Source organism: Pseudoalteromonas sp. R3, assembly GCF_004014715.1.
Lineage (GTDB): Bacteria > Pseudomonadota > Gammaproteobacteria > Enterobacterales > Alteromonadaceae > Pseudoalteromonas.
Genome location: NZ_CP034835.1, coordinates 2,654,825 through 2,679,442, shown reverse-complemented (window position 1 = coordinate 2,679,442; position 24,618 = coordinate 2,654,825). Strand labels below are relative to the sequence as shown.

Below are 24,618 nucleotides of genomic sequence, written 5' to 3'. Positions count from 1 at the left end.
TGCAATTTGCATTAGGGCAATTACCTTATTAAGAGGAAACTATTTTTGGATTGTGAAAAGGAAGCGGCATTGACTATGTCCACACAGGGGAGCAGGATGAAAACGCCGCATGTTTTAGTGGTTGATGATGAGTATTTCAATTTTGAAATGCTCTCTATGGCTTTGTCGGACGCATTTAAATTCAGCTACGCTGAATCTGGTAAGAGCTGTCTGTCTAATGCGATTGCCGATCCACCGGACGTGATATTGCTCGATGTTTGCATGCCTGGGCTGGATGGTTACGATACGTGTCGAATGCTGAAAAACACGCCTGAAACGCGAGACATTCCCGTATTGATGGTATCGGGTTTGGAGTCGGAACAGGAGAAGCAGGCTGGTTTTGATGCGGGCTGCGATGCTTACGTCGTAAAACCCTTTTCAATGCAATCTTTGTCGGAAAAAATAAAGAATATGGTGCAAATTATTCCCAAGTAATTTTTTGCAGGCAAGCAATGATAATAATGAGTGGAGCATGCCATGATACATGAGGATAAACGGCGCTTTATGCGCATGATGGTCAATACCCAGGCACAATTAACTGTCTTGTCTACGGGTCATAAACTGCAAGGTACTTGCCACGACTTGAGTGCTACTGGTTTGTCGGTAATCGTTGAGGAGCCAATTGAAATCAACGAAATGTTAGATGTGTTTATCGATAGTCATGGTGGGTCTATTCCTCCTCTTAATGCCCATGTCAAAGTCATCCGCTGCGGCAGCAACACCGAAGGTGAAGGTTATATGCTTGGTCTCGAGATTGTGCAGTTTAATTAGTTCCCCTGATTTAGTTCAACTATCGGTCCGTGTTGCATGTGACGGACCACTTATACAAAGCAGACGCACAGGCGTGTTCCTGCTTTGGTAAATTTTGTCTCCACTTCCACACTATTTGCACATTGACCTTACATACTGATTAGCATCTGGTCTTACAAGTTTTGAAGTCTGCTCACAGGGGTAATCACACCATGAAATTGACAATACGGCACAAGCTGCTGGCTATTTTGCTGTTGGTCAACACCGTATTGATCATGGCGATTTACTTTGCCAACCAGGCTGCGTTTGAAAGAAGTTTTCGCGACTATATTCAACAAAATAGCCGTGCACGACTGGTTGCGTTGATGCCGACTATTCGAAAAAATTACGACCGTTACGGTGAGGAATGGGTATTTCACCGTCATCCGGCCTGGCATCAGCTGGTACAAGAAGTGCGCGGGAATTCTGTAACCGCGACCTCAGCCAGTGCAACCCCCTCTTATGACAGTTACGACAGCCCTGCTATGCAGCGGCCTCATAGACGACCAGAGCATGCTGACAGAGGCTCGACAGAGGAGAGTATAGGTTTGGAAAGGGGTGATGAGCATCGCCCTCAGACACAGTATCAATCTGACAGACGTCCGCAACCCGGTGCTGAGCGCCCACTAAGAGGGGAGCGAGGGGCGTATCCTCCGAAAAAACGCAGGCCACCCAGAGGGCACGGAGACAATGGTAGTGGCCGTTTGGTATATAAGAATGCGGCCGGTGAGCAGGTAATAGGTTCACTGACGACGACCAGAACGACTTTATGGGTGCCTGTTCATCAGTCCGATTCTCCTTCGTCACCTTTACTTGGGTATGTAGGCCTGGAAGATGGCCTGGTGATGAGTAACCGTTTTGACAGCTTGTTTGCTGAACGACAAAAAAATTGGTTTATGTATATCGCCATCGTGGCACTGATAGCGTCGAGCTTACTGGCGATACCATTTAGTCATTTTCTGGTTGCGCCTGTACTTGCGCTGCGTCGTGCGGCGCAAAGCCTGGCAAGAGGTGACTATCAGAGCAACCTCAATGCTGACAGTAACGACGAATTAGGTATGCTGGCAAGAGACCTCAACACTTTGTCAGAAACCTTGCGAGAAAACCAGCAAGCAAGGCAGCAATGGATTGCCGATATTTCTCACGAGCTGCGTACACCAATTGCTGTGTTTAAAGCTGAACTGGAGGGGATGATTGATGGGGTCATTGAAACTAACCCTGAGCAGCTTCACTCTCTACATGAGGAGATCAGCCGTTTGACTCAGCTGGTTGATGATTTGCATCAGTTATCTATGTCGGACAGAGGATCACTAAGCTATGAGATGTCACCAAATTGTTTGGGTGAAATTGTTGAACAAACATTCGGTAATCATCAGGCTCAGTTGACGAATCAGCACTTTGAGTGGCAGCTGGACGGAGATAAAACTTTGTTGATGGACTGCGATGACAGACGCATGACTCAATTATTCAGTAACTTAATGCAAAATACATTGCGTTACACCGATTCAACGGAACACAGTCCCGGCCAAATCCGGGTGACGATTAAGAAGCTGGGAGATCAAACCGAGATTGTTTGGCAGGACAGCTCGCCGGGAGTAGAACCTGAGTTGTTAGATAAGCTGTTTGACCGTCTCTATCGCGTCAAACAGGCCAGAGATCGTGTTTCTGGTGGCTCGGGCCTTGGGCTGGCGATTTGTACCAGTATAGTTCAGGCTCATAACGGCACTATTTCGGCGCAGCAAAGTCAACTTGGTGGCCTGGCTGTGGTAATGCGCTTTTCCTAAAAGGGTTGTAAATTCAAGCCATTTCACTTAATTTTGGGAAGTAGAAGACCCAAGGTGAAAGTGAACGCTGAAAATGCAAAAAGTATTAATCATTGAAGACGAAATAAAGCTTGCGACCATTTTAGGTAAATATGTCACTCAGGCAGGCTATGAGTTGCAGATGGTTCATGATGGCGCCGAGGCTCTGAACGCCGTTAACACCTTTAACCCAGATATAATTTTACTCGATCTGATGTTACCTAATGTTGATGGTATCGTAATTTGTCGTGAGGTTAGGCGACACTCTATGGTGCCCATTATTATGACGACTGCCAAGGTGGAAGAAATTGACCGGCTACTAGGGTTAGAAGTGGGGGCGGACGATTATGTTTGCAAACCTTACAGCCCTCGTGAAGTGGTGGCGCGGGTAAAAGCTATTTTGCGTCGCGTAGGAGCAACCCCCCTCCAGACAGAGCAACTGGTACTGGATGAAAATACACTCTTTGTCACCTATCAGAACAGCTCTGTAGAACTCACTCAGGTGGAATTTGTTTTACTGAAAACCTTAGTCGCACATCCAGGGCGCATTTACAATCGCTCCAGATTGATGGACTGTATCTATGACGATGATCGGATTGTTAGCGATCGTACGATTGATAGCCATATTAAAAAAATTCGTAAGAAGCTTTCTCAACTTTCACCGGACAGCGAATTCATTCACTCCATATATGGGGCTGGCTATAAGTATGAGCTGAACATCTAGCCCGACCGATATGGCAGAGTCTTTTTTGATGGAACCCTGGCAACGCCAGTTTTGTGAGACGTACAACCTTGATACGCAGTATGTTCAGTTACTTGATCCTGTTACAGCGTGGCTGCAGAAGCAAACGGAGCAAAATTCACCTTTGTGTCTGGGTATAAGCGGCTCACAGGGGAGTGGCAAATCGACACTGGCTGGTTATTTGAAAGCAGCGCTTGTTCAAAAGGGGTTGCGTGTTGATTGTGTGTCACTGGACGATTTCTACCTGAGCCGGGCTGAGCGGGCAAAGCGCGCTCGTGCTATGCACCCATTGTTTCAGACCCGAGGTGTACCGGGTACGCACGATACCACCCTGGCCGCGGAGGTGCTGGCGCGATTTAGGGGTCAGCAGAGTGTGATATTACCTAGATTTGATAAATCTATGGACGAGCCGTTTTCGTCTGCGCAATGGCAACACTGCAATAGCCTGGATGTGCTGATTTTTGAAGGCTGGTGTTTGGGCATAAAAGAGCAGCCGGAACAAAGCCTGACCTGCCCGATTAATCAGTTGGAGCAGGAACAGGATCCTGATGGCAGGTATAGGCATTCAGTGAACCGCTTTCTCAAAGCAGATTACCAGCCCTTGTTTGCACAGCTTGATAAACTCATATTTCTCAATGCCGGGGACTTTTCACATGTTGCTCGCTGGCGCCTTGAGCAAGAACAAAAACTGCGCTTGTCGGGAGCGCAGTCACGGCGTATGTCACAACAGGAAATTACGCATTTTGTACAGTTTTTCCAGCGTCTGACTCAGTGGGGGATCCAGACTTTACCCGCTCAGTGTGACGTTGAACTACGCTTGTCTGCACAGCGTGATATTTTGACGATGACAGGGCTCCACTAATACCAATTTCATTTAATACCTGTTCAATTTGAAGGAGCAAATATGCCGCTAACTGTGTTAGAAATTTATCATTTAGAACAACTAAATAGCAAAATTTCTGCCTTGTTATCGACGATATTTTCTTGCCTCAAAATAGAACACTTAATTAAGCAAATTGGTATAAGTCACATTGTCGTATTAGGATACAAAAAACTTACAAGGATCAACCTATATGCACAGTACCCTTTTTACCTTGCCGGCTTTTTTACTGTTGAGTTTTGCGAGTATCAGTGCAGAAACAGCGCACAGCACCGAGCAGATAAAAGTAGAAACTCTGACAAAACAGCATCAGAGCTGGAACGGCGCAACCCTGCCTGCCTACCCAAAAGGCCAGCCGGAAGTACGGATCATGCGCTTTACCATTCCTGCCGGACAGACTTTGCCTATCCACAAGCACCCTTACATTAATGCTGGTTTGATGATACAAGGTGAGCTAATGGTTGAGACACAAACCGGTGAGACCTTACATATTAAGGCCGGCGACACCATAGTCGAAGTACTCAATACCTGGCACTGGGGCAAAAATATTGGTAAAGAAGCCGCACAGATTGTGGTTTTTTACGCAGGTGTTAAAGATCAGGAAGTCACGCTCAAGCCTGAATAAATTGCTATTTCACCGCGATCAACCTGGATCGCGGTGATCTTTTTTCTAGCTGACACAAATACCATATCTGGGCAGGATATCCAAAATGATGCTCTGACGGTGTTTCTTCGCCGCATCATGAAAATGTTTCCAGTCAGAATTAAGAAAACCTGAATGATACTGGTAACAACGCTCGTCACCTTTTTCCAACGTTGTTCCAAGTGCCAGGTGTTTCCATGAGCCATGACCTTTTGCAATGTAGCTGAGTTGGTGGGCACCCAGACCGAAACGATCGTTTGCAATCGCATCCAGCCACTGTTGATGACGTGTTTCGCCATTATCGCTGACAAACTGGTTAAAACACTGAGCAATCTCTTTGCGTACTTGTGGTGAGAGTCCGGTAATGGGCTTTACCAGATAAGTTTGAAAAACCTTACACAACTCGTCTGCCGCCTGCAAAAAGTCACTGGGGTTGTTGCGCTCAATGCGCTCCCCCAGACCGTTTGTATAAGACCAATGCTGGTGAGGAAGATCTGGGTGAGAGAGCGCCTGACCATGGCCAAGGCTTGGAATATTGTCTTGCAGAATATTGGCGAAATAGTTGGTGACTTTATCAATCAGGCGATGATGTACCTGGCCATTATGATCTGTGATGTCGCGAACATGGTTTACCGGATGATCAACGCCCGCAAAGCCCCTATGTCCCCAGGTATCGATAAACACATGAGCCGTGATCCCCAGTCGGTGTAATGAATATGGGCGGTCTTTATCTGCCAGTACCTCTGCAACCATGTCTTTTGCGACATGTGAATGTGGACGGCACACCAGTTTCTGAATAAAGCTACCGCTCGGGTTTTCGCCTGCCGGTAAGCCGCCGTTGCCCGGCAAAAAATGAAATGGCACCCAGACTTTCATATTTTTGAGGCTATCCAGGTTTCGATACTCAAGCATTTTATGTGCAGTTGCTATCCGCTCATAAGTGGCGCCATTGTCAAACTCAATGTGGCCATAGTTAGTGGCGTCGTCTACATACTGTGCGGCGTGCGCTATGGTGGTGGCCTGAGCTGGAGAGAAGCCAGCATCTCGTGCCACAACCCAGGTCATGGCGTGATGAAGATCAATTTGCATCATTTTTCCTTGCGAAAATCGATTAATGCAGTAAACGGTACACTATTCAACGAATTAATCCTACTGATGATGACGTGAAACGGATATAATGGCGCTCATTTTCAGATAATTGTATTCGGTATTCAGTGGTACCGCAGAGAGTGTGTATGAATAAAGGTTTTATGTTGGTTTGTGATGGCAGTAATGGAGCAGGCAAAACAACCGTGATTCAGGGCATTGCCGATTATCTTGAGCAACAGGGTTTTGACGTTGTACTGACTCGTGAGCCGGGCGGTACGCCAATAGGTGAGAAGATCCGTACTGTTATTTTAGATCCCAGCACGCCCGAAATGGGTTCTGTCACTGAGCTTATGCTGTTTGGTGCGGCACGGGCACAGCATGTCGAAGAAAAGATCCTGCCGGCACTAGCAGCGGGGAAGGTTGTGATCTCCGATCGTTTTGATGCCGCGACATTCAGCTTTCAACATTATGCGCGAGGCATCGACCTTAAGACCATCACGACAATTAATGAATTGGCGCTGGGCGGCTTTAAACCCGATATGAATATCATTTTGGATTTGGACCCAGAACTTGGTTTAACACGCGTGAATCAACGTGGCGAAGGGCTAGATCGTATGGAAGATGAGAAAATGGAGTTTTTGCACCGTGCACGGCAAGGCTATCTGGTCCAGGCACAAGCTGAGCCAGCGCGCTTTAGTGTGATTGATGCATCGCAAGATAAACAGACTGTGCTGAATGCATGTTTAAAAGTCGTTGATTCGTTGGTAGCGGCTAGCCGTCAGCAAGACAACAACAGTTAACTGGTGTGATGATATGTACCCATGGCTAGAACCGGTATTAACTCAACTACAGACGAGCTATCAACAACAGCGATTTCATCATGCTCAGTTGTTTTATGGCATGGTCGGTGTTGGAAAGCTTGAGCTGGCCCAGTCACTTGCAGCAGCGCTGCTGTGCAAACAAGCTGGTACGTCGCTATTTCCTTGTGGACAATGTAAAAGCTGTTTGCTTGTTGAGGCTGACAATCATCCGGACAAACTACTGATAACAGCTGAAACTCAAAGTATTAGTGTTGATGCGATCCGAGGTTTGAATGAGTTTATATTTCACTCGGCTCAGCAAGGAGGAAACAAGGTTGTTGTTATCGACGGCATTGAAAAGCTCACTGAGTCGGCTGCTAATGCGCTATTGAAAACGCTTGAGGAACCCGCCAGTGGGCGCTACCTGTTGCTGCTGTGTAATGACAGTGCACGCGTGGCTGCGACGGTTTTGAGCCGCTGCAACAAGTTGAATGTGGGTGTGTTCGATGGTAACGCGGTAGAAGCGTGGCTTGCACAGCAGGGGATCCTCACCAGTCAATTTCCCTGGGTCAGCAACTTTATGTCGCAGCCGCTATTATTACAAAAGTGGTCACAGACGCAGCAACTCAAGGATATTGATTACTTGTGGCAAACCGCGCAGCGTCTCAGCGAAGGCGTTGATAGCGATACACTGGCAAAAGCACTGCAAACTGACACTAGCCTGGTAAAGGTATTTTGCGGATTTGCTCTGGCGGCCATCAACAATCAGATAGTGGCAAGGCAACTTGATTTTAGCAAAGCGCAGGCAGCCATTGCGATAGTGAGGCGGTTTTCAGTAGACCAGCATACTGTGTTAGGCTTAAACTTGTCCCTGAGTCTGTCACGATTATGCTATCAGTTGCAGCAAACCTTAAGATAGGAGTCAAGGTGCAAGAATTACTAGTCGATTTTGAAGACAACGACGAACTATATCGCAGTTACATGCCATACCAAAAAAGTGGCGGTTTGTTTGTGCAAACCAATAGTCGCTTCGAAATGGGGCAGGCGTTAACGTTACGTATTACTTTGCCCGATGCCCTCGAAGAAGATGTAGTGACCGGTAAGGTTGTTTGGATCACACCACAGGGCGCGCAAAACTCAAACCCGCCGGGAATAGGAGTTGGGTTTGAAGCAGAAGACGAGTTACTGAACGATAAAATAGTAAAAATGCTGGGCACTATGCTGAACTCCGGTAAGCCCACCTACACCATGTAAGAGTAGTTATGATTGTAGATTCTCATTGTCACCTTGACAGACTGGACTTTGATAAACTGGGTAAAGGGTTACCTGAAATCCTCACGGATGCCAGAGCTAAGCAGGTTGAACACTTTTTATGTGTGAGCGTTACCCTGGCTCAATTTCCGGCTATGCTGGAAAAAATTCTCCCCTTTGAGGATGTGTCAGCATCTTGCGGTGTACACCCGTTAAACCAGGACGATGCGCTAGACCCGGCGCTATTGAAAGAGCTTGCTCAGCACCCTAAGGTCGTTGCAATCGGCGAGACAGGGTTGGATTATTATTATTCAAAAGATACGCATCAGGTGCAAAGAGACAGCTTTGCACAGCATATTGATATTGCCAATGAGCTTAACAAGCCACTGATAATTCATACTCGCGATGCCAGACAAGATACCCTGGATATTATGCGTGCACATCAGGCACAGCAATGCGGTGGTGTATTGCACTGCTTTACCGAGAACTGGGATATGGCAAAGCAGGCCATTGATATGGGGTTCTATATTTCGATCTCTGGGATTGTTACTTTTAAAAACGCCACAGAGCTACAAGATGTTGTGAGGCGTTTGCCTTTGGACAGACTGTTAATTGAAACAGACTCTCCTTATCTGGCGCCTGTGCCGCATCGTGGTAAAACCAACCAACCTGCCTATGTGCAGGATGTTGCTTATTTTATCGCAGATTTAAAAGGGATAAGCTACAAGGAGTTAGCTAGCGCCACAACGGAGAATTTCTACCGTTTGTTTGGCCTGGCTCAGCGCGGTAATGCCAGCTAACGATTCTAATTTACCCTATCTATTGCTCGGCCCTATGGTGCGCCGGGCAGAACCTAAACAAATTTGCCTGCAGTTTGTTACCACGGCAACGCCGCAATTCGAGCTCGAAATAGACGGGATTGAGGTGTCAGTTGAGCAAAGCGACATCAGGTTGGGTACCTACTTATATCTGTGCTATTTGCTGATCACCCCGAATCACGGCCATTTTGAATGTGATACCAACCTGAGTTATCGCATCAAAGCGGATGGCAGTTGGCTGGATCTAAGTGCACTCAGCTATACTGATTCACCCAAGATTGTGGTGCCCGAAACCATTCATAGCGTGCTCCACGGTTCGTGCCGCAATCCTCATCATCACAGCCGGGACTCTCTGGCAACTGCGGATGATTATCTGTGTCAGACGTTACATGACAAGGCAAAACGTCCCTCGCTGTTACTGATGTCCGGAGATCAGATTTATGCGGATGATGTGGCGGGTCCGATGCTTATGGCTGCACATAGGTTGATCTCGTTACTCGGCATTTACCCCGAGGACAATGTTTCTCTGACTTTGCCAGAGTCCTTGCAGCAGCAGCTCTATCAGCGCCATCATTGGTTACCGAAAACGCCCTGGCAGGAACGCAGTAAGTGGACGATAGGCCACTGGCTTAAAAAAGATGAGGTACATTTCTCGAGTGTTAAGGCTGGTAATCACCTGATCACGCTTGAGGAGTTTATTGCCTGCTACTTGCTTAACTTTAGTTATCAGGCCTGGCAATTGGTCGATTTATCGCAGCTACATGGACACGATCTTAGCCATGCCCAGGCACTTGAATTTGCCGCGGATAAGCGCGCTTTACAGGGCTTTATTGAAACTTTGCCGGCGGCCCAGCGGCTGTTTGCTAACGTCTCCACATTAATGATGTTTGACGATCATGATGTGACAGACGACTGGAACCTAACTGCGAGATGGGAGCAAAATATTGCCAATTCTCCGGCAAGTAGACGGATCATAGCCAATGGCTTAATTGCATACTGGTTGTTTCAGGGATTAGGTAATGATGCACTGTGCGCGACTGGTAAGTTAATCGATGGGTTTACGCAAAGCCTTACAGCTCACAATAAATGGGCTCTGACCAGCTTTGACAAAGCATTGCACCGGTTTACACAGTGGCATTATTGCCTCGACACTCAACCAAAAGTCGTGGTGTTAGACACGCGTACCCATCGTTGGCGCAATGAGCAGGACTTCAATGAACCCAGTGGTCTGATGGACTGGGAAACCTTGATGGAATTGCAGGAGCAGATGCTGAACCAGGATTCTGTCTTGCTGGTGAGCCCGGCACCGGTATTTGGCGTCAAAGCGATAGAAACAATACAGGCAGTTTTCAACGCATGTGGTCATCCTTTGGTGGTCGATGTTGAAAACTGGATGGCTCATGAGGGCGCAGCGAAAAAACTGATCGATATTTTCAAGCGTGAGGATACACCTTGTGAGACCATTATTCTCTCTGGTGATGTGCACTACTCATTCTGCTTTTCAGTCGCGGCGCGCTTTGGCCGGCACGACAATCGGATCTGGCAGCTTACGTCTTCTGGCATAAAAAATGAATTTCCAAAGCGTCTGTTGCATGTATTGGAAAAACTGGACACCTGGCTTTTTGCTCCCTGGAGTCCGTTTAACCTGTTTACCAAACGCTGGCAATTATCGGTACGAAAGCACCACAGTGATAGTGTTGGTAAACGCTACTTAGTAAGTGCATCTGCAATTAGCCTGGTTGAGTTACAACAAGGCAGACTGAGTCGCTACCGTTTATTACGCGCAGATGGAGAGGTTACAGAATTTGCGTTATCTGAACACGATGACGCGCGCTGTTAACCCAATACTCGACATCTCAGCTGGATTTTAAAGTTTTGCTATAGTTACAACAAAGAGCCTGCGCAAAAGGTGATAGGGTTGTATCAGCAACAACATTTAAAACACACAAAATTAAGCGTGAGTTTCCTGATCCTGATGATGATCTGGTTATATTCAGCTCCTTTAGTGGCCGTGCCCGTATTTTCTGACACGGCGCAGGTGATGCGTCACTATGATTATGAGTCCGGCCTCAGTCAAGTCAGTATAACTGCGATTGAAGAAGATCAACTCGGTTATATCTGGATTGGTACACAAGCGGGCCTCAACCGCTTTGATGGCCATTCATTCAAGCAATTTACGAGTCGCCAGCAGGATCCATTTTCATTGGCGGGGGCCTTTATCACGGCGCTGTGTCATAGCGGCGAGTCATTATGGATAGGTACCAGCACAGGGCTCAGCGTTTATCATACCGTCACGGGCCGTTTCCAGAGCTTTTTAAGTGATTTTAGCCCTTTGATCCCCTCCGATCGGGTTCAGTCTATTGGTTGTCAGGGCAGTGCAATTTCTGTCACTACAGAAGACGGTTTTTACTATGTAATAGATAAAGCAACGCTGTTACCGCAAGAATTGGCACTGAAAGGCGACTTTATTCGATATGTAACGGTATATAAAAATTTGGTTTATTACCTGTCTGATGAGGGGCTGGTGGTTAACAATCGCCAGACAGATATGACGACACTATTGTTGGCGGGTGATTTTAAGTCGCTGATGATCAGCGGAGAGCGGGCATTTTTAATTGGTAAGGATAACAAGCTAACAGTTTATGACACTTTGTTTGAGCGAGCACTGTGGCAAAGTGACATTGCATCGGATTCTAAGCTGGTATTACACTCGGTGTTTGCGTCTGCAGGGGAGTTATTTGTCGCCACGAGCCATGGCGTATATCTGCTTAACATGAAAGGTGAGATTAAAAAGCGCTGGTATAAAAGGGGCAATAATAAGTCAGGGTTACAAGACAGCAGCATCCTCTCGGTTTTCAGAGACAGTAATAGTGACCTGTGGATTGGAACAGAAACCCGAGGTCTGCACTTCATCAGCCAGCTCAGTGAGACTTTTGGTCATGTAGGAGAATATAACTACCCAAATGCACCTCTGGCAAACTCGGATGTTCGTAGCTTTGCTCTGGATGCATCAGATCGCTTGTGGGTTGCGACTTCCAGCGGGGTCTATATTTTCCAACAGCAACAGTTCATTAAGGCAGAGCAGGTCTACCCTCAGCTTGCCACTTTCTCAAATAGCTTTATTACCAAAGTGCAGGTTGTAAATGAGCACGTGTGGTTGACTTCACGCGGTGCAGGTGTGGCCAGGCTAAACCTCTCCAATGGAGAGGTCATGCACTTTACGCCTGATTTCGGTAATGGTCCCGAATTAAGTTTTAACGACATCACCGTGTTTAAGCAGCAAGTTTTATTGAGCTCGCGTACATTAGGATTACTTTATTACGATGAGGCTCAGAAAAAACTTCTGCCATTTTTTGCACCATCGGTTTCAGCACCGAATCATGTGTCGTCAGTTTTGATCGATGGTGATGGCTTTTTCTTTGGCAGTGTGGGTGATGGCCTGTTCCATTATGATGGCCAGACTATTAAATCGCTGACCACAAATAATGGTTTGGCATCAGATATCGTCTTTATGCTTGCACGTGATACACTCGGCGCAGTCTGGGTCGCCAGCGAGTCAGGAGTCAGTATCCTGAACAAACAGTTTGAAGTTGAAAAGGTGTTAAAGATAGCCGACGGGCTCGCCAATGAGGCCATCTGGGCTATGGTATTTGATCAGCAGCAGCACGTCTGGCTTGGTACCAGTGGAGGCCTGAGTCGGGTCAATATACATGACCACAATATTGACAACTTTCTGGTTGTTGACGGCGTGCAGGATAATGAATTCAATTATAATGCCGCCTGGCTGGCACCCGATGGTAGGGTATTTATTGGTGGGGCAAAAGGATTCAATCAATTTTATCCTGAGCAAATCCGCATCGCGTTTGGGATCCGTCCTTTGTTAATCTCAAGTATCGAGTTGCTTGGAGAGGTATTACACCCTGAGGCCAGTAGCGAGCTGACTTTGGCACCAGAACTCACAGAGAAATTATCTCTGAATTATGATCAGGACATCATCTCCTTACACTATTCCAGTCTGGACTATGGCTCTGAGCGCTTAAACTTTTTTTACCGCATCGTTGGGCTGAGCGAGCAGTGGCTAAAGCTGGCTGATGGGGTAAGGCAAATCAATCTGCTAAAACTTGAGCCTGGAAGCTATCAGGTACAAACATACACAGTTAATCGTTTCAATCAAAAGTCGCCTGTTCATAGTTTCACCATACGTATTAAAGCGCCCTGGTGGTGGGACTGGTATTCCAAAACGTTTTATGTTGTTGCACTAACGCTGAGCTTCGCTTTGTGGTTCAGGCAACGGCAGGCGCGCTTCCGCCAGGTGGTGAATGACAACCGAGTGATGAATGAGCTGCAACAGCGTCTTGAGCTGAGCTTGTGGGCCAGTGGTGATGAGTTATGGGACTGGCACCTTGAGGACAAAAAAGTGTATCGCTATTGCGTTAAGCCACGCATCGATTATGGCAGGAATCAGGCAACTATGTCTGTCGAGGACATAGACCAGTTCGTACATCCAAAGGACTGCATTGCCTGGGAGGAGAAAATAGAAGCATGCCTTGAGGGTGAGCAGGACACCTATGAAATTGCGATGCGGGTAAAAACGCTCAAAGACCAGTGGAGCTGGGTATTGGAGCGGGGCAAAGTGGTTAGCCGCGACCATCATGGTAGACCACAACGCATTGTAGGCGCGTTGAAAGACATCGCAGAGTTGAAGGCGCACCAGAATGCATTACAAACGCTCAATGAACAACTGGAAATTAAAGTGGCGATGCGAACAGACGAACTATATAAAAAGAACCAAAAGTTGGAACAGGCTATGATGGAACTTAAGCGTACCCAACAGGAATTGATTGAAAGTGAAAAAATGGCGTCGCTGGGTAATGTGGTAGCTGGGATCGCACATGAGATTAATACCCCGCTGGGCGTGGCAATCACTGCGTTGACTTACAATCAGGAGTGCTTGCATAACATCAATGAAAAGCTTCAACAAAAACAATTACGTCAGGCTGATCTGGAGCGCTCTAATTCAGAACAGGAAGAAGGCTACAGGCTGATCCTGCGTAATCTGGACAGAGCACAAATGTTGATCAGCAACTTTAAACAGGTCGCTGTTGATCAGTCTAGTGAAGTGGAGCGGGATATTAACGTCAAAGATTATATCGAGGATGTTTTTAGCTCTCTTTTACCACTGAGTAAAGGCAAAGAGATCACTTTGTCTATCACGGGAGATGCTGACATGCTGGTCAACACCTATCCGGGCGCCATTTATCAGATAATGACAAACTTATTTAACAACTCCATGATACATGGCTTTGAAGAGCAGAAAAAGGGTAAGGTTGAAGTATCAGTCAGTATGCTTGGTGAGCACTGGTTGATCATATATCGCGATGATGGGGTAGGGATGTCGAAAGCGGGGTTGAAAACCTTGTTCGACCCATTTGTTACAACAAAAAGAAGTCAGGGCGGCTGCGGGCTGGGAATGCATATAGTGTATAACCTAGTAACACAACTGCTTAAAGGTGAAATCGCAGCGAGCTCAACGCCAGGGCAAGGCATTGAAGTCAGCATTAAAGTCCCATACAGCCCCGCCAAAGGCGAAGAAATGGCTGGGTGAGGCGAGACCGAAGCAACGCTTCGCAGCTCGCCGAACGCTTTTCATGGATGAAAAGCCGGGAGCCCTCCATAGGGACATGTGTCCACTCGTACTTTTCTGAGACCGAAGCAACGCTTCGCAGCTCGCCGAACGCTTTTCATGGATGAAAAGCCGGGAGCCCTCCATAGGGACATGTGTCCACTCGTACTTTTCTGAGACCGAAGCAACGCTTCGCAGCTCGCCGAACGCTTTATCGTGTAAAGTCGAGCTTTAGCTCGGTCTTTACGCAAGGTGAAATGAGCCATTTTAGCTGGATATGGCTTGAGCCGCGGCTGCTGATACCGGACCGGGAGCCCTCCATAGGGATATGTATCCACCCGTAATTGTCCCGAGACCGAAGCAACGCTTCGCAGCTCGCCGAACGCTTTATCGTGTAAAGTCGAGCTTTAGCTCGGTCTTTACGCAAGGTGAAATGAGCCATTTTAGCTGGATATGGCTTGAGCCGCGGTTGCTGATACCGGACCGGGAGCCCTCCATAGGGATATGTGTCCACCTGTAATTGTCCCGAGACCGAAGCAACGCTTCGCAGCTCGCCGAACGCTTTATCGTGTAAAGTCGAGCTTCAGCTCGGTCTTTTCGCAAGGTGAACAGTAAAAAGTACACTGGACCAAATTGTTGTACAATGCGCCCGACAAATTGCTAGATCAGGGCTTTGCGGTGCCTTGAGTAATTTCAAACCTTTGTACTATGCGCGCACTCCAACGGAATAAGAAGCGTTGAACGTGCAATGGAATTAAGAACAATAACAATCATCCAGGACAGTTCAAATGAAAGTCTCAGACATAACGAACGACCATTCAGACATTGAGGTCATCGCCAATTGGTATTACCAGCAATGGGACAGTAAAGACCCTCATGCCACAGTACAGAGTGTGGTTGATAAAATATCGTCATCTGATTCGCGTACAGGGTTTGCTGCATATATTGACAATGAGTTGGTTGGTACGGGCGAAATTAAACAGCAAATCGATTCAAATTATTCTGGCAATCTACATTGGCTAGACGGCGTATATGTGCCGACTGAACATCGTGGCAAAGGCATCTCAACGGCTTTGGTTGAGTTTGCGATTGCCAAGGCAACCAAGCTCAAGTTGCCTGCACTGCATCTTCGCTGTGAGGCTCATCTGGTGAAATTATATGAATCTCATGGGTTTAGTGTCGTTGCTATTGGCACACGCATTAACTTAGTGAGTAATCAGGTGAATAGAGGTGGTTAAAGGCCTCCGAGCATTAGTGACGCATATTATACATAGGGAGTCATTGTGGTAATAAGTAGTAACGCGCAATTAATCGAATACATTGCGAAATCAACAAAAACAAACTTTATCTTTTTCTGGGGTCATCAAAAACCTAAGTCAGGCGTCTCTAAGTCCTGTTTCAGTCAATGGTATCCGGCACGTTTTGAGCAGCAAGGGTTAGTATTCAAAACCGCTGAGCATTACATGATGTATCACAAAGCAATGCTGTTTGAGAATGCTGACATAGCTTCACGTATTTTGCACTGTAACCACCCCAGTGAGGTCAAAAAGCTAGGTCGTGAAGTAAGCGGTTTTGATGAAGCCACTTGGAATGCAAAGCGGTTCAACATTGTTATTAGTGCAAATCTGCTGAAGTTTGGTCAAAACCCAGAACTCAAGACGTTCTTGCTCTCAACAAACAAGAGCGTTTTGGTTGAGGCGAGTCCGGTTGATAAGATTTGGGGGATAGGTCTGGCGGAGGACCATGAATTTGCAAGAGTGCCTCAAAAGTGGCAGGGGCTTAATCTGTTGGGATATGCCCTGATGGCAGTACGAGACCAGTTGTTACAGGAGCTGTAAACAGCCGCACCAATAAAAAAACGGGCCTGATGGCCCGTTTGTTCAATCTAGTTTTATAGTAGCACAGATTACATTACACGCATGCCAGGCTGTGAGCCTTCGTCCGGGTTGAGAATGTAAATCTCTTTACCGCCAGGGCCAGCAGCGAGCACCATGCCCTCTGACATACCGAAGCGCATTTTACGAGGCTTCAGGTTGGCGACCATAACGGTTAGTTTGCCGATCAGATCTTCCGGTGCATAGGCTGATTTGATACCAGCAAATACTTGGCGGGTCTCTCCACCTAAGTCCAGCGTCAACTTCAGGAGCTTGTCTGCGCCTTCAACGTGCTCTGCATTGGCAATTTTAGCTACACGCAGGTCTACTTTAGCAAAGTCATCGAACTCGATTTCGTCAGCAATCGGTTCTTTAGCCAGTGGGCTGTCAGCAGCGGGTTTTGCACTCTGGCCGCCAACTTTTTTCTCCAGGCTTTCTTTTGATGCGTCTACCATTGCATTAACTTTGTCCAGCTCAACACGTTGCATCAGGGCTTTAAACTTGTTGATTTCGTGATCAACAAGTGCCGTTTCCAGACCTTCCCAGCTCAATTCAGTGTTCAAGAAGGCTTCTACATTCTTTGCCATGCCAGGCAGGATAGGCTTAAGGTAAGTCAACAACACACGGAACAGGTTCAGACCCATTGAACATACCTGGTGTGCACGTTCCAGTGTGTCTTCATTCTTGGCAAGTACCCAGGGGGCTTCTGCGTCGATGAACTGGTTAGCCTTGTCGGCAAGTGTCATGATCTCACGTACAGCACGGCTGTATTCGCGATTTTCATAGTGACCGGCAATGCTACCTTTGGCTGCCACAAAGCTGCTTAACAGCGCTTCATCCATCACCGTATTGCTTAGCTTACCGCCGAACTTTTTAGTAATGAAGCCCGCACAGCGGCTGGCGATATTGACAACCTTACCGACCAGATCTGAGTTCACTCGCTGCGCGAAATCTTCCAGATTCAGATCCAGGTCTGTTACACCGCTGTTTAGTTTAGCAGCATAGTAGTAACGTAGATATTCTGGGTCTAAATGTTCCAGGTAGGTACGCGCTTTGACGAAAGTCCCCTTAGATTTAGACATTTTCGCGCCGTTTACAGTGACAAAGCCGTGCGCGAATACGTTATTTGGTTTCCTGAAGTTAGCGCCGTCCAGCATGGCTGGCCAGAACAAACTGTGGAAGTAGATGATGTCTTTACCAATGAAATGATACAGCTCGGCATCTGACCCTTCAGCCCAGAACTCGTCAAAGTTCAGACCCTGTTTGTCACAAAGGTTTTTGAAGCTGGCCATGTAACCAATAGGTGCATCCAGCCATACGTAAAAGTATTTCCCGGGGGCGCCTGGGATTTCAAAGCCAAAGTAAGGCGCATCACGGCTGATGTCCCACTGTTGCAGACCATCTGCGAACCACTCATCGAGTTTATTGGCCATCTCAGCTTGCAAACTGCCAGAGTGTAGCCAGGTTTTTAACATGTCTTCAAAAGCAGGCAGATCAAAGAAAAAGTGCTCTGAATCTTTCAGAACAGGTGTTGCTCCCGACATTGCTGATTTTGGTTCAATCAGCTCGGTTGGGCTGTAAGTTGCGCCACAGGCGTCACAGCTGTCTCCGTTTTGCTCTTCGGCCTTACAGTTTGGGCAAGTACCAGTAACGAAACGATCAGGCAGGAAAATACTTTTCTCAGGGTCAAACAGCTGAGAGATAGTACGCTTCTTAATGTGCCCTTTATCGTTCAGGCGAGTATAAATCAACTCACTTAGCTCACGGTTTTCGTCACTGTGAGTGCTGTGATAGTTGTCAAACTCAATATTAAAGTCGGCAAAGTCGCGCTGTCTCTCAATGCTGACTTGCTGAACCATTTCTTCTGGCGTGATGCCCTGCTTTTGGGCGTTCAGCATAATAGGTGTGCCGTGAGCATCATCTGCACAGACATAATAGGCTTCATGTCCTTGCTGCTTCTGGAAACGAGCCCAGATGTCTGTTTGGATGTATTCTAACAGGTGACCAAGGTGAGTCGGTCCGTTGGCATAAGGCAGTGCACTTGTTATGAGAATTTTTCTCTTTGTCATAGTTATTCCGTGAAAATAGAGCGGCTCAGTTTGGCTCTGTAGATTTGGCGCCTGGCATCATGCACGGTGCTTATCGATACAGTGAGCAAAAACTTCGGCCCGGTCAGCCAGTCTGTTGTGATAAAAGACTGACCAGAACGGCTGGGAAAATCCCAGCAGACGCGAATTTGACTGGTTTTAATGAGGTGAATGTTACATAATTCCTGCGCCCATTTCATCACCTCAAGGCGTTTTATTTGTATGTTTGGTATTGAAAAACTATTTACCAGGAAGGACCCCATAAAAGAACAGATTAAAACTCATCTGCAACACTACCGCAGCGCGATTTTTCCTATGGGCATTGATATGCAGTGGATTGCGGATATTTCACCCGATAAAGCAGAGAAAGTGTCCTGGAAAGTTACACTTACATTGCCTTTTGCCGCGTCAGGGCAAGGAGCTGTGCTCTCTACTCACCTGAGTGAGTCTTTGAATGCGGATGTCCGCGTGACATGCCAAAGTGAAATCGCCGGTGTGGCTCAGTTCAAACAAATTAAACACATTGTTTTAGTCGCATCAGGAAAAGGCGGGGTGGGTAAATCGACCACGGCGGTAAATTTGGCTGCCGGACTTGCCTCTCAGGGGGCTCAGGTGGGTATTCTGGATGCCGATATTTATGGTCCCTCTGTCCCTTCTTTATTGGGGCTGAGCGGGCAACAGCCCGAGGCACTGGATGAAAATACGCTAAAACCTTTTGAGAAAGACGGCATAAAAGCCATGTCCATTGGCTTTTTAGTGGCTGAAGACGACGCGACGGTCTGGCGTGGTCCAATGGCATCACAGGCATTAACTCAATTGTTAAATGAAACGGCCTGGGGAGAGTTGGATTATCTGGTTGTCGATATGCCACCTGGCACGGGTGATATCCAACTGACGATGACCCAAAAAGTCCCCGCCAGTGGCGCAATTGTTGTGACAACGCCTCAGGACCTGGCACTGGCTGATGCGCAAAAGGGCATTGCAATGTTCAATAAAGTCAACCTGCCCATTATTGGCCTGATAGAAAACATGAGTTATTTTTCATGCCAGCATTGCGATGGCAAAAACGCCATTTTTGGTAGTGAAGGGGGCGCTAAACTGGCTGCACGTCATGGTGTTCCGCTGCTTGCTGAAATACCATTGGATACCGGGATCCGAGAGAACTCAGAGCTGGGCGCCAATATCACGGCTCAATCACTACCGATTAAAGACCATTATATTTATTGTGCGCAGCTGGTAAGCAGCATGTTGTATTTACAATCACAATCGACTCAAGGGGTCGAAATTCTAATAACGGATGACTAAGTAATGAGACTCTCTGACAGAGATATAAAAGAAGCTATCAAAAACCAACACATTCAAATCGAGCCGGCGCCGGCTGATGAGATGATCTCAGGGGTGACCGTTGATTTACGTCTGGGGAATAAATTTCGTGTGTTTCAGGATCATGCTGCACCCTATGTTGATCTGAGCGGACCTAAAGAGCAGATCAACGCAGCGATGGAATCCATTATGAGTGATGAAATTGTACTCGAAGATGGTCAGGCTTTTTTCCTGCACCCAGGAGAACTGGCTTTGGCTATGACTTATGAATCTGTGACCTTACCTGCTGATCTAGTTGGCTGGCTTGATGGTCGCTCATCTTTAGCTAGACTGGGTTTGATGGTGCACGTAACTGCACATCGTATCGATCCGGGCTGGTCAGGAAACATTGTTCTGGAGTTTTATAACTCTGGTAAATTGCCCCTGGCATTGCGACCTAAGATGAAGATTGGCGCACTGAGTTTTGAAACCCTGAGTAGTCCCGCAGAGGCACCTTACAACATGCGTAAAGATGCCAAATACAAAGGTCAAAATAGCGCGATAGCCAGTCGAATAAGTGACGATAATCGTTGATAACTAAATAGATATTTATCCATATTAGACAGTGTGTGAGTGACTACAGTGCGCGTCACACACTACCTTTCCTGCCTCTATTTGCCGCTTTAGTTGTGTAATTTTTATATTGGCACTGGCAATTCAAACTTCAGCTTCCATACTTAACATTAATGCTACAAGGTAATGTGAAGAGCAGAACGCGCCCGCCGTGGTGATTGCAATTACCTGAAACCAGCTATACTGGGCTTAGCCTTAACAGGCCTGTTTATTGAACGAATTCTGCCACTTGCTCAAGGAGGTTGGGATGTGGTTAAGCGTGATACGCGTAATTGCCGTCTTGCTGACTGCCATAGCTGTTCTGATTTTGGAGAGCGTAGCGCAATCCAATGAACTTTCAGAAGGCCTTCCGGCACAGATGTCAGTTAAAGTATACAATGATGCGACAAATCAACTAGGTCTGGCAGAGATCCGACAAATGAGCGGGAACATGACCTCAGTCGAACAAGCCATTCGGCTTCAGCGAGGTATAGCGACCTGGGTACGTGTTGATATACCTGCAAACCCAAACCATGAACAGGTCATCTATACCCAACCTGTTCAGGGGGTGCTTAAGTTTTACCTGGAGCGCTCAGGTAAGCTTATTCAATATACTTTAATTGCCCCAACAAAAGAGCTGGCATCGTCTGCCCAAGCAGTATTACCGCATGTCAAAGTACCCAGAGGCATTCAGCCCGCACAACTTTATATTCAGGCTCAGGGCGCATACCCACAATGGTTATCACTGGTGGCTGTACACGAAGCCGAGTTTGTTCAGTTGCTTAGTCATAAGGTTTTCTTGTTTGGTGTAGAAACGGGCAGTATCTACTTTGTTGCCTTTTTTCTGACGCTCATGGCAGTGTCTCAATTTCGACCCGGGTTATTGGCCCTGGCGGGGTACGTATTACTGGTCGCGATTATCAGCGGCGCAGAAAGCGGAGTGAATGTACTGTTTTTCCCCAGGCCGCTCAGCGGCGCTATGGCAACTTACAGTAGTCAGCTATTTTTGCTTTCTCTTGCCTGTGTGTTGTGCTTTTTCCATTATTTTGCGGTGGAGAAGCGATTAAATGAACAGCATAGATATTATCTGTGGCGGCTATTATGGAGTTTACTGCTGGTGGTCTGTATCAGTGCGCCATTGCATACAGGTTATCAGCTGCTTTTCCAGGTTATGGCCGGATTGGTTGTCACGGCTTATGTGTCTTACTTACTCTGTATGCAACCCGCTCAGTATCAATATGAAGCGCGCCTGTTGGCTCTCGCTTTTGCACCAGCTCTGACGCTGGTTGTGATATTGATGCTGGGACAACTGGGTGTGATTGAACTTTCTCAATATTTCTTGTTAAATCATGCTCTACTGACCGGACATGTATTGTTGTTGGCGTATTATGTTTATTGGCACGAGCGGCAAAAGAAATTGCTGTTGCTTCAGTATGCAAACCACGACAAAGAAACCGGGCTGCCCAATCGCCACATGCTACAAAAAGCACTCGACGGTCTGCAAAGCACACACCAGCACCACACACTAGTTATGTTTCGACCTAAAGTGCTGAGCGTGATCCGCTTAAACATGGGTTGGGACTATGCTGCTATGCAGTTGAAGTCTTTGTTAAAAAAAGTCCAAACTCAACTCGACACCTATGGCAGAGTAACAGTTGCCGCAGAGCCAAATAGTCGCACTGAGATTTATCGTTTGGATGATTCCCTGTTTGCCATAGTGTTGCGCGGTAAACTGGAATTAAGCCAGGTGGAGCAGTATGCCTGTCTGTTGGCATCAATTTTTGAAGAAGGAATTAGTTTTAAAGGGGAGTTGTTGGTTGACCAGTTAGAAATTGGGGTGGCCAGTAACCCTGTTCATGCACACACAACAGAGGCATTGATGCAACGCGCATTACAGGCGATATCGACACGACCTCTTGGGGCGCAAAAGTGGCAGTTATTTGATCATAACGATTCTTTGTCTCTGGAGCGAAGAATAAAAGTCGCCTCTTCTTTGAAATATGCAGTAGCACAGAACCAGTTTTCACTCTATTTTCAGCCTCAGGTTAAGTTGCAACAGGGAGAAGTGTTTGGCGCTGAGGTCTTGCTGCGTTGGCATCATCCTGAGTTAGGAGTCATTCCGCCAGATGAGTTTATTCCAATCGCTGAATCGTCTGGCATGATCCCCGAAATCACGGACTGGGTTGTTGAGCAGGCGCTATTTGCACAAGCGCAGCTGTGCCGTGTCTATCCGCAGCATGTTCTGTCACTGAATGTTTCCGGGAAAGACATAGGTAGAAAGGAGCTTGCAGTACAATTGATCACGCTGATCAGCCAGCTTAACCTTGCTCCTTCTCAGCTGATGCTCGAAATCACAGAGTCAGTGACCTTGGCGAATGAAGTTGACCTTAACGAAATCATCGATGGTTTCAAAAGGCTGGGAGTTAAAATGGCCATCGACGATTTTGGCACCGGGTATTCATCACTCGCATATTTAAGTCAGCTTGGGGTTGATGAAATCAAAATTGATAAGAGTTTTGTGATGAATATTACCAGCTCGGCAACCAACCAGACGATTTGTAAGGCTACCTGTGATATGGCACATAATCTGGGCTCTCAAGTTGTTGCAGAGGGTGTTGAAAGCGTGCATTGCTATCAAATGTTGCAAGCTTTTGGCTGTGATATAGGTCAGGGGTTTTACATTTCTCGACCACTTCCGTTTGAAGAGTACAGCAGCTGGTTAACTGAATTTATTACATTTGACGATATAACGCAGCACCTAGCATCTGAAAGTAACTAGAAGTGGCACAGCGTGTTTCCGCCGCGATACTTTCGTCTGGAAAGCCACCCTGACGTTCCAGTGCAGAGTCAAGTACGTCGTCTACCAAAAACGCATTGCGGATATGGGCATCGCTGGCGACGACCCATTCGAAAGCACGCGCTGTTAACTCTTGCGGTCTTGCGTAGTACTGAACTCCGCGTGCCTTGTCCAATAACGTGGCATTTTTGAAGTAGTTGCTGGGCTCTAAGCCGCTTTTATCCAGCAGCAGAAGTCGAAACAGGGTATCGAGCTGCTGATTAAGGGGGTGTATCAGGTTCGGCGTCTGAGTAAGCCAAAGTGCTGATGCAAAGTCATGCGCGTGAACTCCTTTGAACATATGCTTGGCAATATAGTGATCAAACGCATGCCACCATTCATGCGCCAGGGCACCGCCGCCTGCATTTTTCGCCAGCGCTAGCGTCCGCTGATTACTATCATAATGCGCCTGAACACCAGCCTGCCCACCGCTTCCAAACGCGAGGTTCAAAGTACCTCGCAGACCGATGGTGACAGGAGGAATTGACAGTATTTGGGTCAAGTCGGCCAACGCATCGTAAAGAAGGTTTGCGGCAATATGTTGTTCTTGTTTATCGACCCAGGCGCCTAACGTAATAGTTTTAAAGCCAAAGGTCGCCTTAATTTCCTCAAAACTGGCTTGATCGCCGAAGCGATAATCTGGGCCATGGCGGTAAAACCGACGTTTCAAACGGTTACGTGAGGTATTCATCGAGCGATTATTCGACCGGTTATTCGTCACGTAAATATCGTTGCTTGACATCAGCTGGCATGAGCCGGGTTTGTTGTTCTATCATCCCAGCCAAAGCGCGATATAAGGGTTCTGGTGAAATTGCTTCATACAGATGCAAGAAATGAGCTGTCGCCTCAAGTGTTGACAGGCTAAACGCTTGCTCGGCTTTGCGAATATGGTACTGATTTTTTGGCAAGTCTGAGAATGAAACATGGGGAAGGCTCATCAGCCAGGGGTTGAGCATCAGCATTTTATGGACTTTTTTCCAGGTTCCATCCAAAACCACCAAGGTTTCTATGGCAGGCTGGTTTACTTCTTCGGACGGAGCTGAGAGGGACATAGCGCTTTCAGAGGGATACAGCAGCGCACATTGAACTGACTGAAGTTGTTCACGCACTTGTGCAAAATCTGTTTCAGTTTCACCTGTAATGACTTCAAGGTTACTAAGCTGCAATGACAATAAGCGAACCGTATTCTTAGCGACTTTGACCTCACTGGGGTGTTGTAACACCAGTATCTTACAGTGATTATTGAGAGGCTTGCCCAGATACGTGCAGACGCAGGTCTGTTCTGGGAAGTGGCAGTGATTGCAAAGTGTTCGTTTCATCGCATTATTTTACTGTTTTTTCTGCTGTAGATCATATCATAGTTTGCAGTTTAGGGCCCTCTTAGCTAGCATTAACCTAAAGAGAGGCTGTTGGTGGGTTTGTTAGCCAGAT

At 47.0% G+C, this 24,618-nt stretch carries 21 protein-coding genes; 17 read left to right on the top strand and 4 right to left on the bottom strand.

What is annotated here, in order from left to right; translation table 11 throughout:
• The first annotated feature begins 75 nt into the window (after positions 1-75).
• The 6 genes from ELR70_RS16655 (at position 76) to ELR70_RS16630 (ending at position 4,877) form a co-directional block, all read left to right on the top strand.
• Positions 76-474, top strand: a complete 399-nt coding sequence (locus tag ELR70_RS16655; protein WP_054016807.1) for a response regulator — start codon at positions 76-78, stop codon at positions 472-474.
• 42 nt (positions 475-516) lie between these two features.
• Positions 517-810 carry a PilZ domain-containing protein gene (locus ELR70_RS16650; RefSeq protein WP_054016808.1) on the top strand — a complete coding sequence of 98 codons (294 nt, stop codon included), beginning with the start codon at positions 517-519 and terminating at the stop codon, positions 808-810.
• Positions 811-1,001: 191 nt separating this feature from the next.
• Positions 1,002-2,612, top strand: a complete 1,611-nt coding sequence (locus ELR70_RS16645; protein WP_054016809.1) for an ATP-binding protein — start codon at positions 1,002-1,004, stop codon at positions 2,610-2,612.
• Between the two features lie 73 nt (positions 2,613-2,685).
• Positions 2,686-3,354, top strand: coding sequence for a response regulator (locus ELR70_RS16640; RefSeq protein WP_054016810.1), 669 nt, complete (start codon positions 2,686-2,688; stop codon positions 3,352-3,354).
• Between the two features lie 10 nt (positions 3,355-3,364).
• Positions 3,365-4,234: a hypothetical protein gene (locus ELR70_RS16635; protein WP_054016811.1), complete on the top strand. Its 870-nt coding sequence runs from the start codon at positions 3,365-3,367 to the stop codon at positions 4,232-4,234.
• 211 nt (positions 4,235-4,445) lie between these two features.
• Complete coding sequence (locus tag ELR70_RS16630; protein WP_054016812.1) at positions 4,446-4,877, top strand: cupin domain-containing protein; 432 nt, start codon at positions 4,446-4,448, stop codon at positions 4,875-4,877.
• Positions 4,878-4,922: 45 nt separating this feature from the next.
• Here ELR70_RS16630 and ELR70_RS16625 read toward each other — a convergent pair whose 3' ends face one another.
• Complete coding sequence (locus ELR70_RS16625) at positions 4,923-5,987, bottom strand: DUF6765 family protein (RefSeq protein ID WP_241566314.1); 1,065 nt, start codon at positions 5,985-5,987, stop codon at positions 4,923-4,925.
• A 143-nt stretch (positions 5,988-6,130) separates the two neighbouring features.
• Between ELR70_RS16625 and tmk the strand changes: the two genes are divergently transcribed.
• The 8 genes from tmk (at position 6,131) to ELR70_RS16585 (ending at position 16,314) form a co-directional block, all read left to right on the top strand.
• Complete coding sequence (tmk, locus tag ELR70_RS16620) at positions 6,131-6,784, top strand: dTMP kinase (RefSeq protein ID WP_054016814.1); 654 nt, start codon at positions 6,131-6,133, stop codon at positions 6,782-6,784.
• A gap of 13 nt (positions 6,785-6,797) precedes the next feature.
• Entirely contained in the window at positions 6,798-7,703 is a 906-nt protein-coding gene (gene holB, locus ELR70_RS16615) for a DNA polymerase III subunit delta' (protein WP_054016815.1), read from the top strand.
• 8 nt (positions 7,704-7,711) lie between these two features.
• Complete coding sequence (locus ELR70_RS16610; RefSeq protein WP_054016816.1) at positions 7,712-8,038, top strand: PilZ domain-containing protein; 327 nt, start codon at positions 7,712-7,714, stop codon at positions 8,036-8,038.
• Positions 8,039-8,046: 8 nt separating this feature from the next.
• The gene (locus tag ELR70_RS16605; protein ID WP_054016817.1) at positions 8,047-8,835 is read left to right on the top strand and encodes a YchF/TatD family DNA exonuclease; all 789 of its coding nucleotides are present in this window, start codon (positions 8,047-8,049) and stop codon (positions 8,833-8,835) included.
• Positions 8,825-10,693, top strand: coding sequence for an alkaline phosphatase D family protein (locus ELR70_RS16600; RefSeq protein WP_054016818.1), 1,869 nt, complete (start codon positions 8,825-8,827; stop codon positions 10,691-10,693). Before ELR70_RS16605 ends, ELR70_RS16600 begins: the two co-directional genes overlap by 11 nt.
• A 78-nt stretch (positions 10,694-10,771) precedes the next feature.
• Entirely contained in the window at positions 10,772-14,458 is a 3,687-nt protein-coding gene (locus ELR70_RS16595) for a two-component regulator propeller domain-containing protein (RefSeq protein WP_082353293.1), read from the top strand.
• 806 nt (positions 14,459-15,264) lie between these two features.
• The gene (locus ELR70_RS16590; RefSeq protein ID WP_054016819.1) at positions 15,265-15,714 is read left to right on the top strand and encodes a GNAT family N-acetyltransferase; all 450 of its coding nucleotides are present in this window, start codon (positions 15,265-15,267) and stop codon (positions 15,712-15,714) included.
• 45 nt (positions 15,715-15,759) lie between these two features.
• Complete coding sequence (locus tag ELR70_RS16585; RefSeq protein WP_054016820.1) at positions 15,760-16,314, top strand: NADAR family protein; 555 nt, start codon at positions 15,760-15,762, stop codon at positions 16,312-16,314.
• Between the two features lie 68 nt (positions 16,315-16,382).
• Here ELR70_RS16585 and metG read toward each other — a convergent pair whose 3' ends face one another.
• The gene (gene metG / locus ELR70_RS16580; protein WP_054016821.1) at positions 16,383-18,419 is read right to left on the bottom strand and encodes a methionine--tRNA ligase; all 2,037 of its coding nucleotides are present in this window, start codon (positions 18,417-18,419) and stop codon (positions 16,383-16,385) included.
• A gap of 240 nt (positions 18,420-18,659) precedes the next feature.
• On the opposite strand from metG, the gene ELR70_RS16575 reads away from it, so the two are divergent.
• The 3 genes from ELR70_RS16575 to ELR70_RS16565 all read left to right on the top strand — a co-directional run bounded on the left by ELR70_RS16575 (position 18,660) and on the right by ELR70_RS16565 (position 23,130).
• A complete protein-coding gene (locus tag ELR70_RS16575) occupies positions 18,660-19,742 on the top strand; it encodes an Mrp/NBP35 family ATP-binding protein (RefSeq protein WP_054016823.1) in 1,083 nt (360 codons plus the stop codon).
• A gap of 3 nt (positions 19,743-19,745) precedes the next feature.
• Positions 19,746-20,333, top strand: a complete 588-nt coding sequence (gene dcd, locus ELR70_RS16570) for a dCTP deaminase (protein ID WP_054016824.1) — start codon at positions 19,746-19,748, stop codon at positions 20,331-20,333.
• 286 nt (positions 20,334-20,619) lie between these two features.
• The gene (locus ELR70_RS16565; RefSeq protein WP_054016825.1) at positions 20,620-23,130 is read left to right on the top strand and encodes a bifunctional diguanylate cyclase/phosphodiesterase; all 2,511 of its coding nucleotides are present in this window, start codon (positions 20,620-20,622) and stop codon (positions 23,128-23,130) included.
• On the opposite strand, the gene ELR70_RS16560 is transcribed toward ELR70_RS16565, so the two are convergent.
• Both ELR70_RS16560 and ELR70_RS16555 read right to left on the bottom strand, forming a co-directional pair.
• A complete protein-coding gene (locus ELR70_RS16560) occupies positions 23,084-23,908 on the bottom strand; it encodes a CLCA_X family protein (protein WP_321170897.1) in 825 nt (274 codons plus the stop codon). The genes ELR70_RS16565 and ELR70_RS16560 overlap by 47 nt on opposite strands.
• The gene (locus tag ELR70_RS16555; RefSeq protein ID WP_082353294.1) at positions 23,898-24,506 is read right to left on the bottom strand and encodes a tRNA-uridine aminocarboxypropyltransferase; all 609 of its coding nucleotides are present in this window, start codon (positions 24,504-24,506) and stop codon (positions 23,898-23,900) included. Before ELR70_RS16555 ends, ELR70_RS16560 begins: the two co-directional genes overlap by 11 nt.
• Positions 24,507-24,618 lie beyond the last annotated feature (112 nt).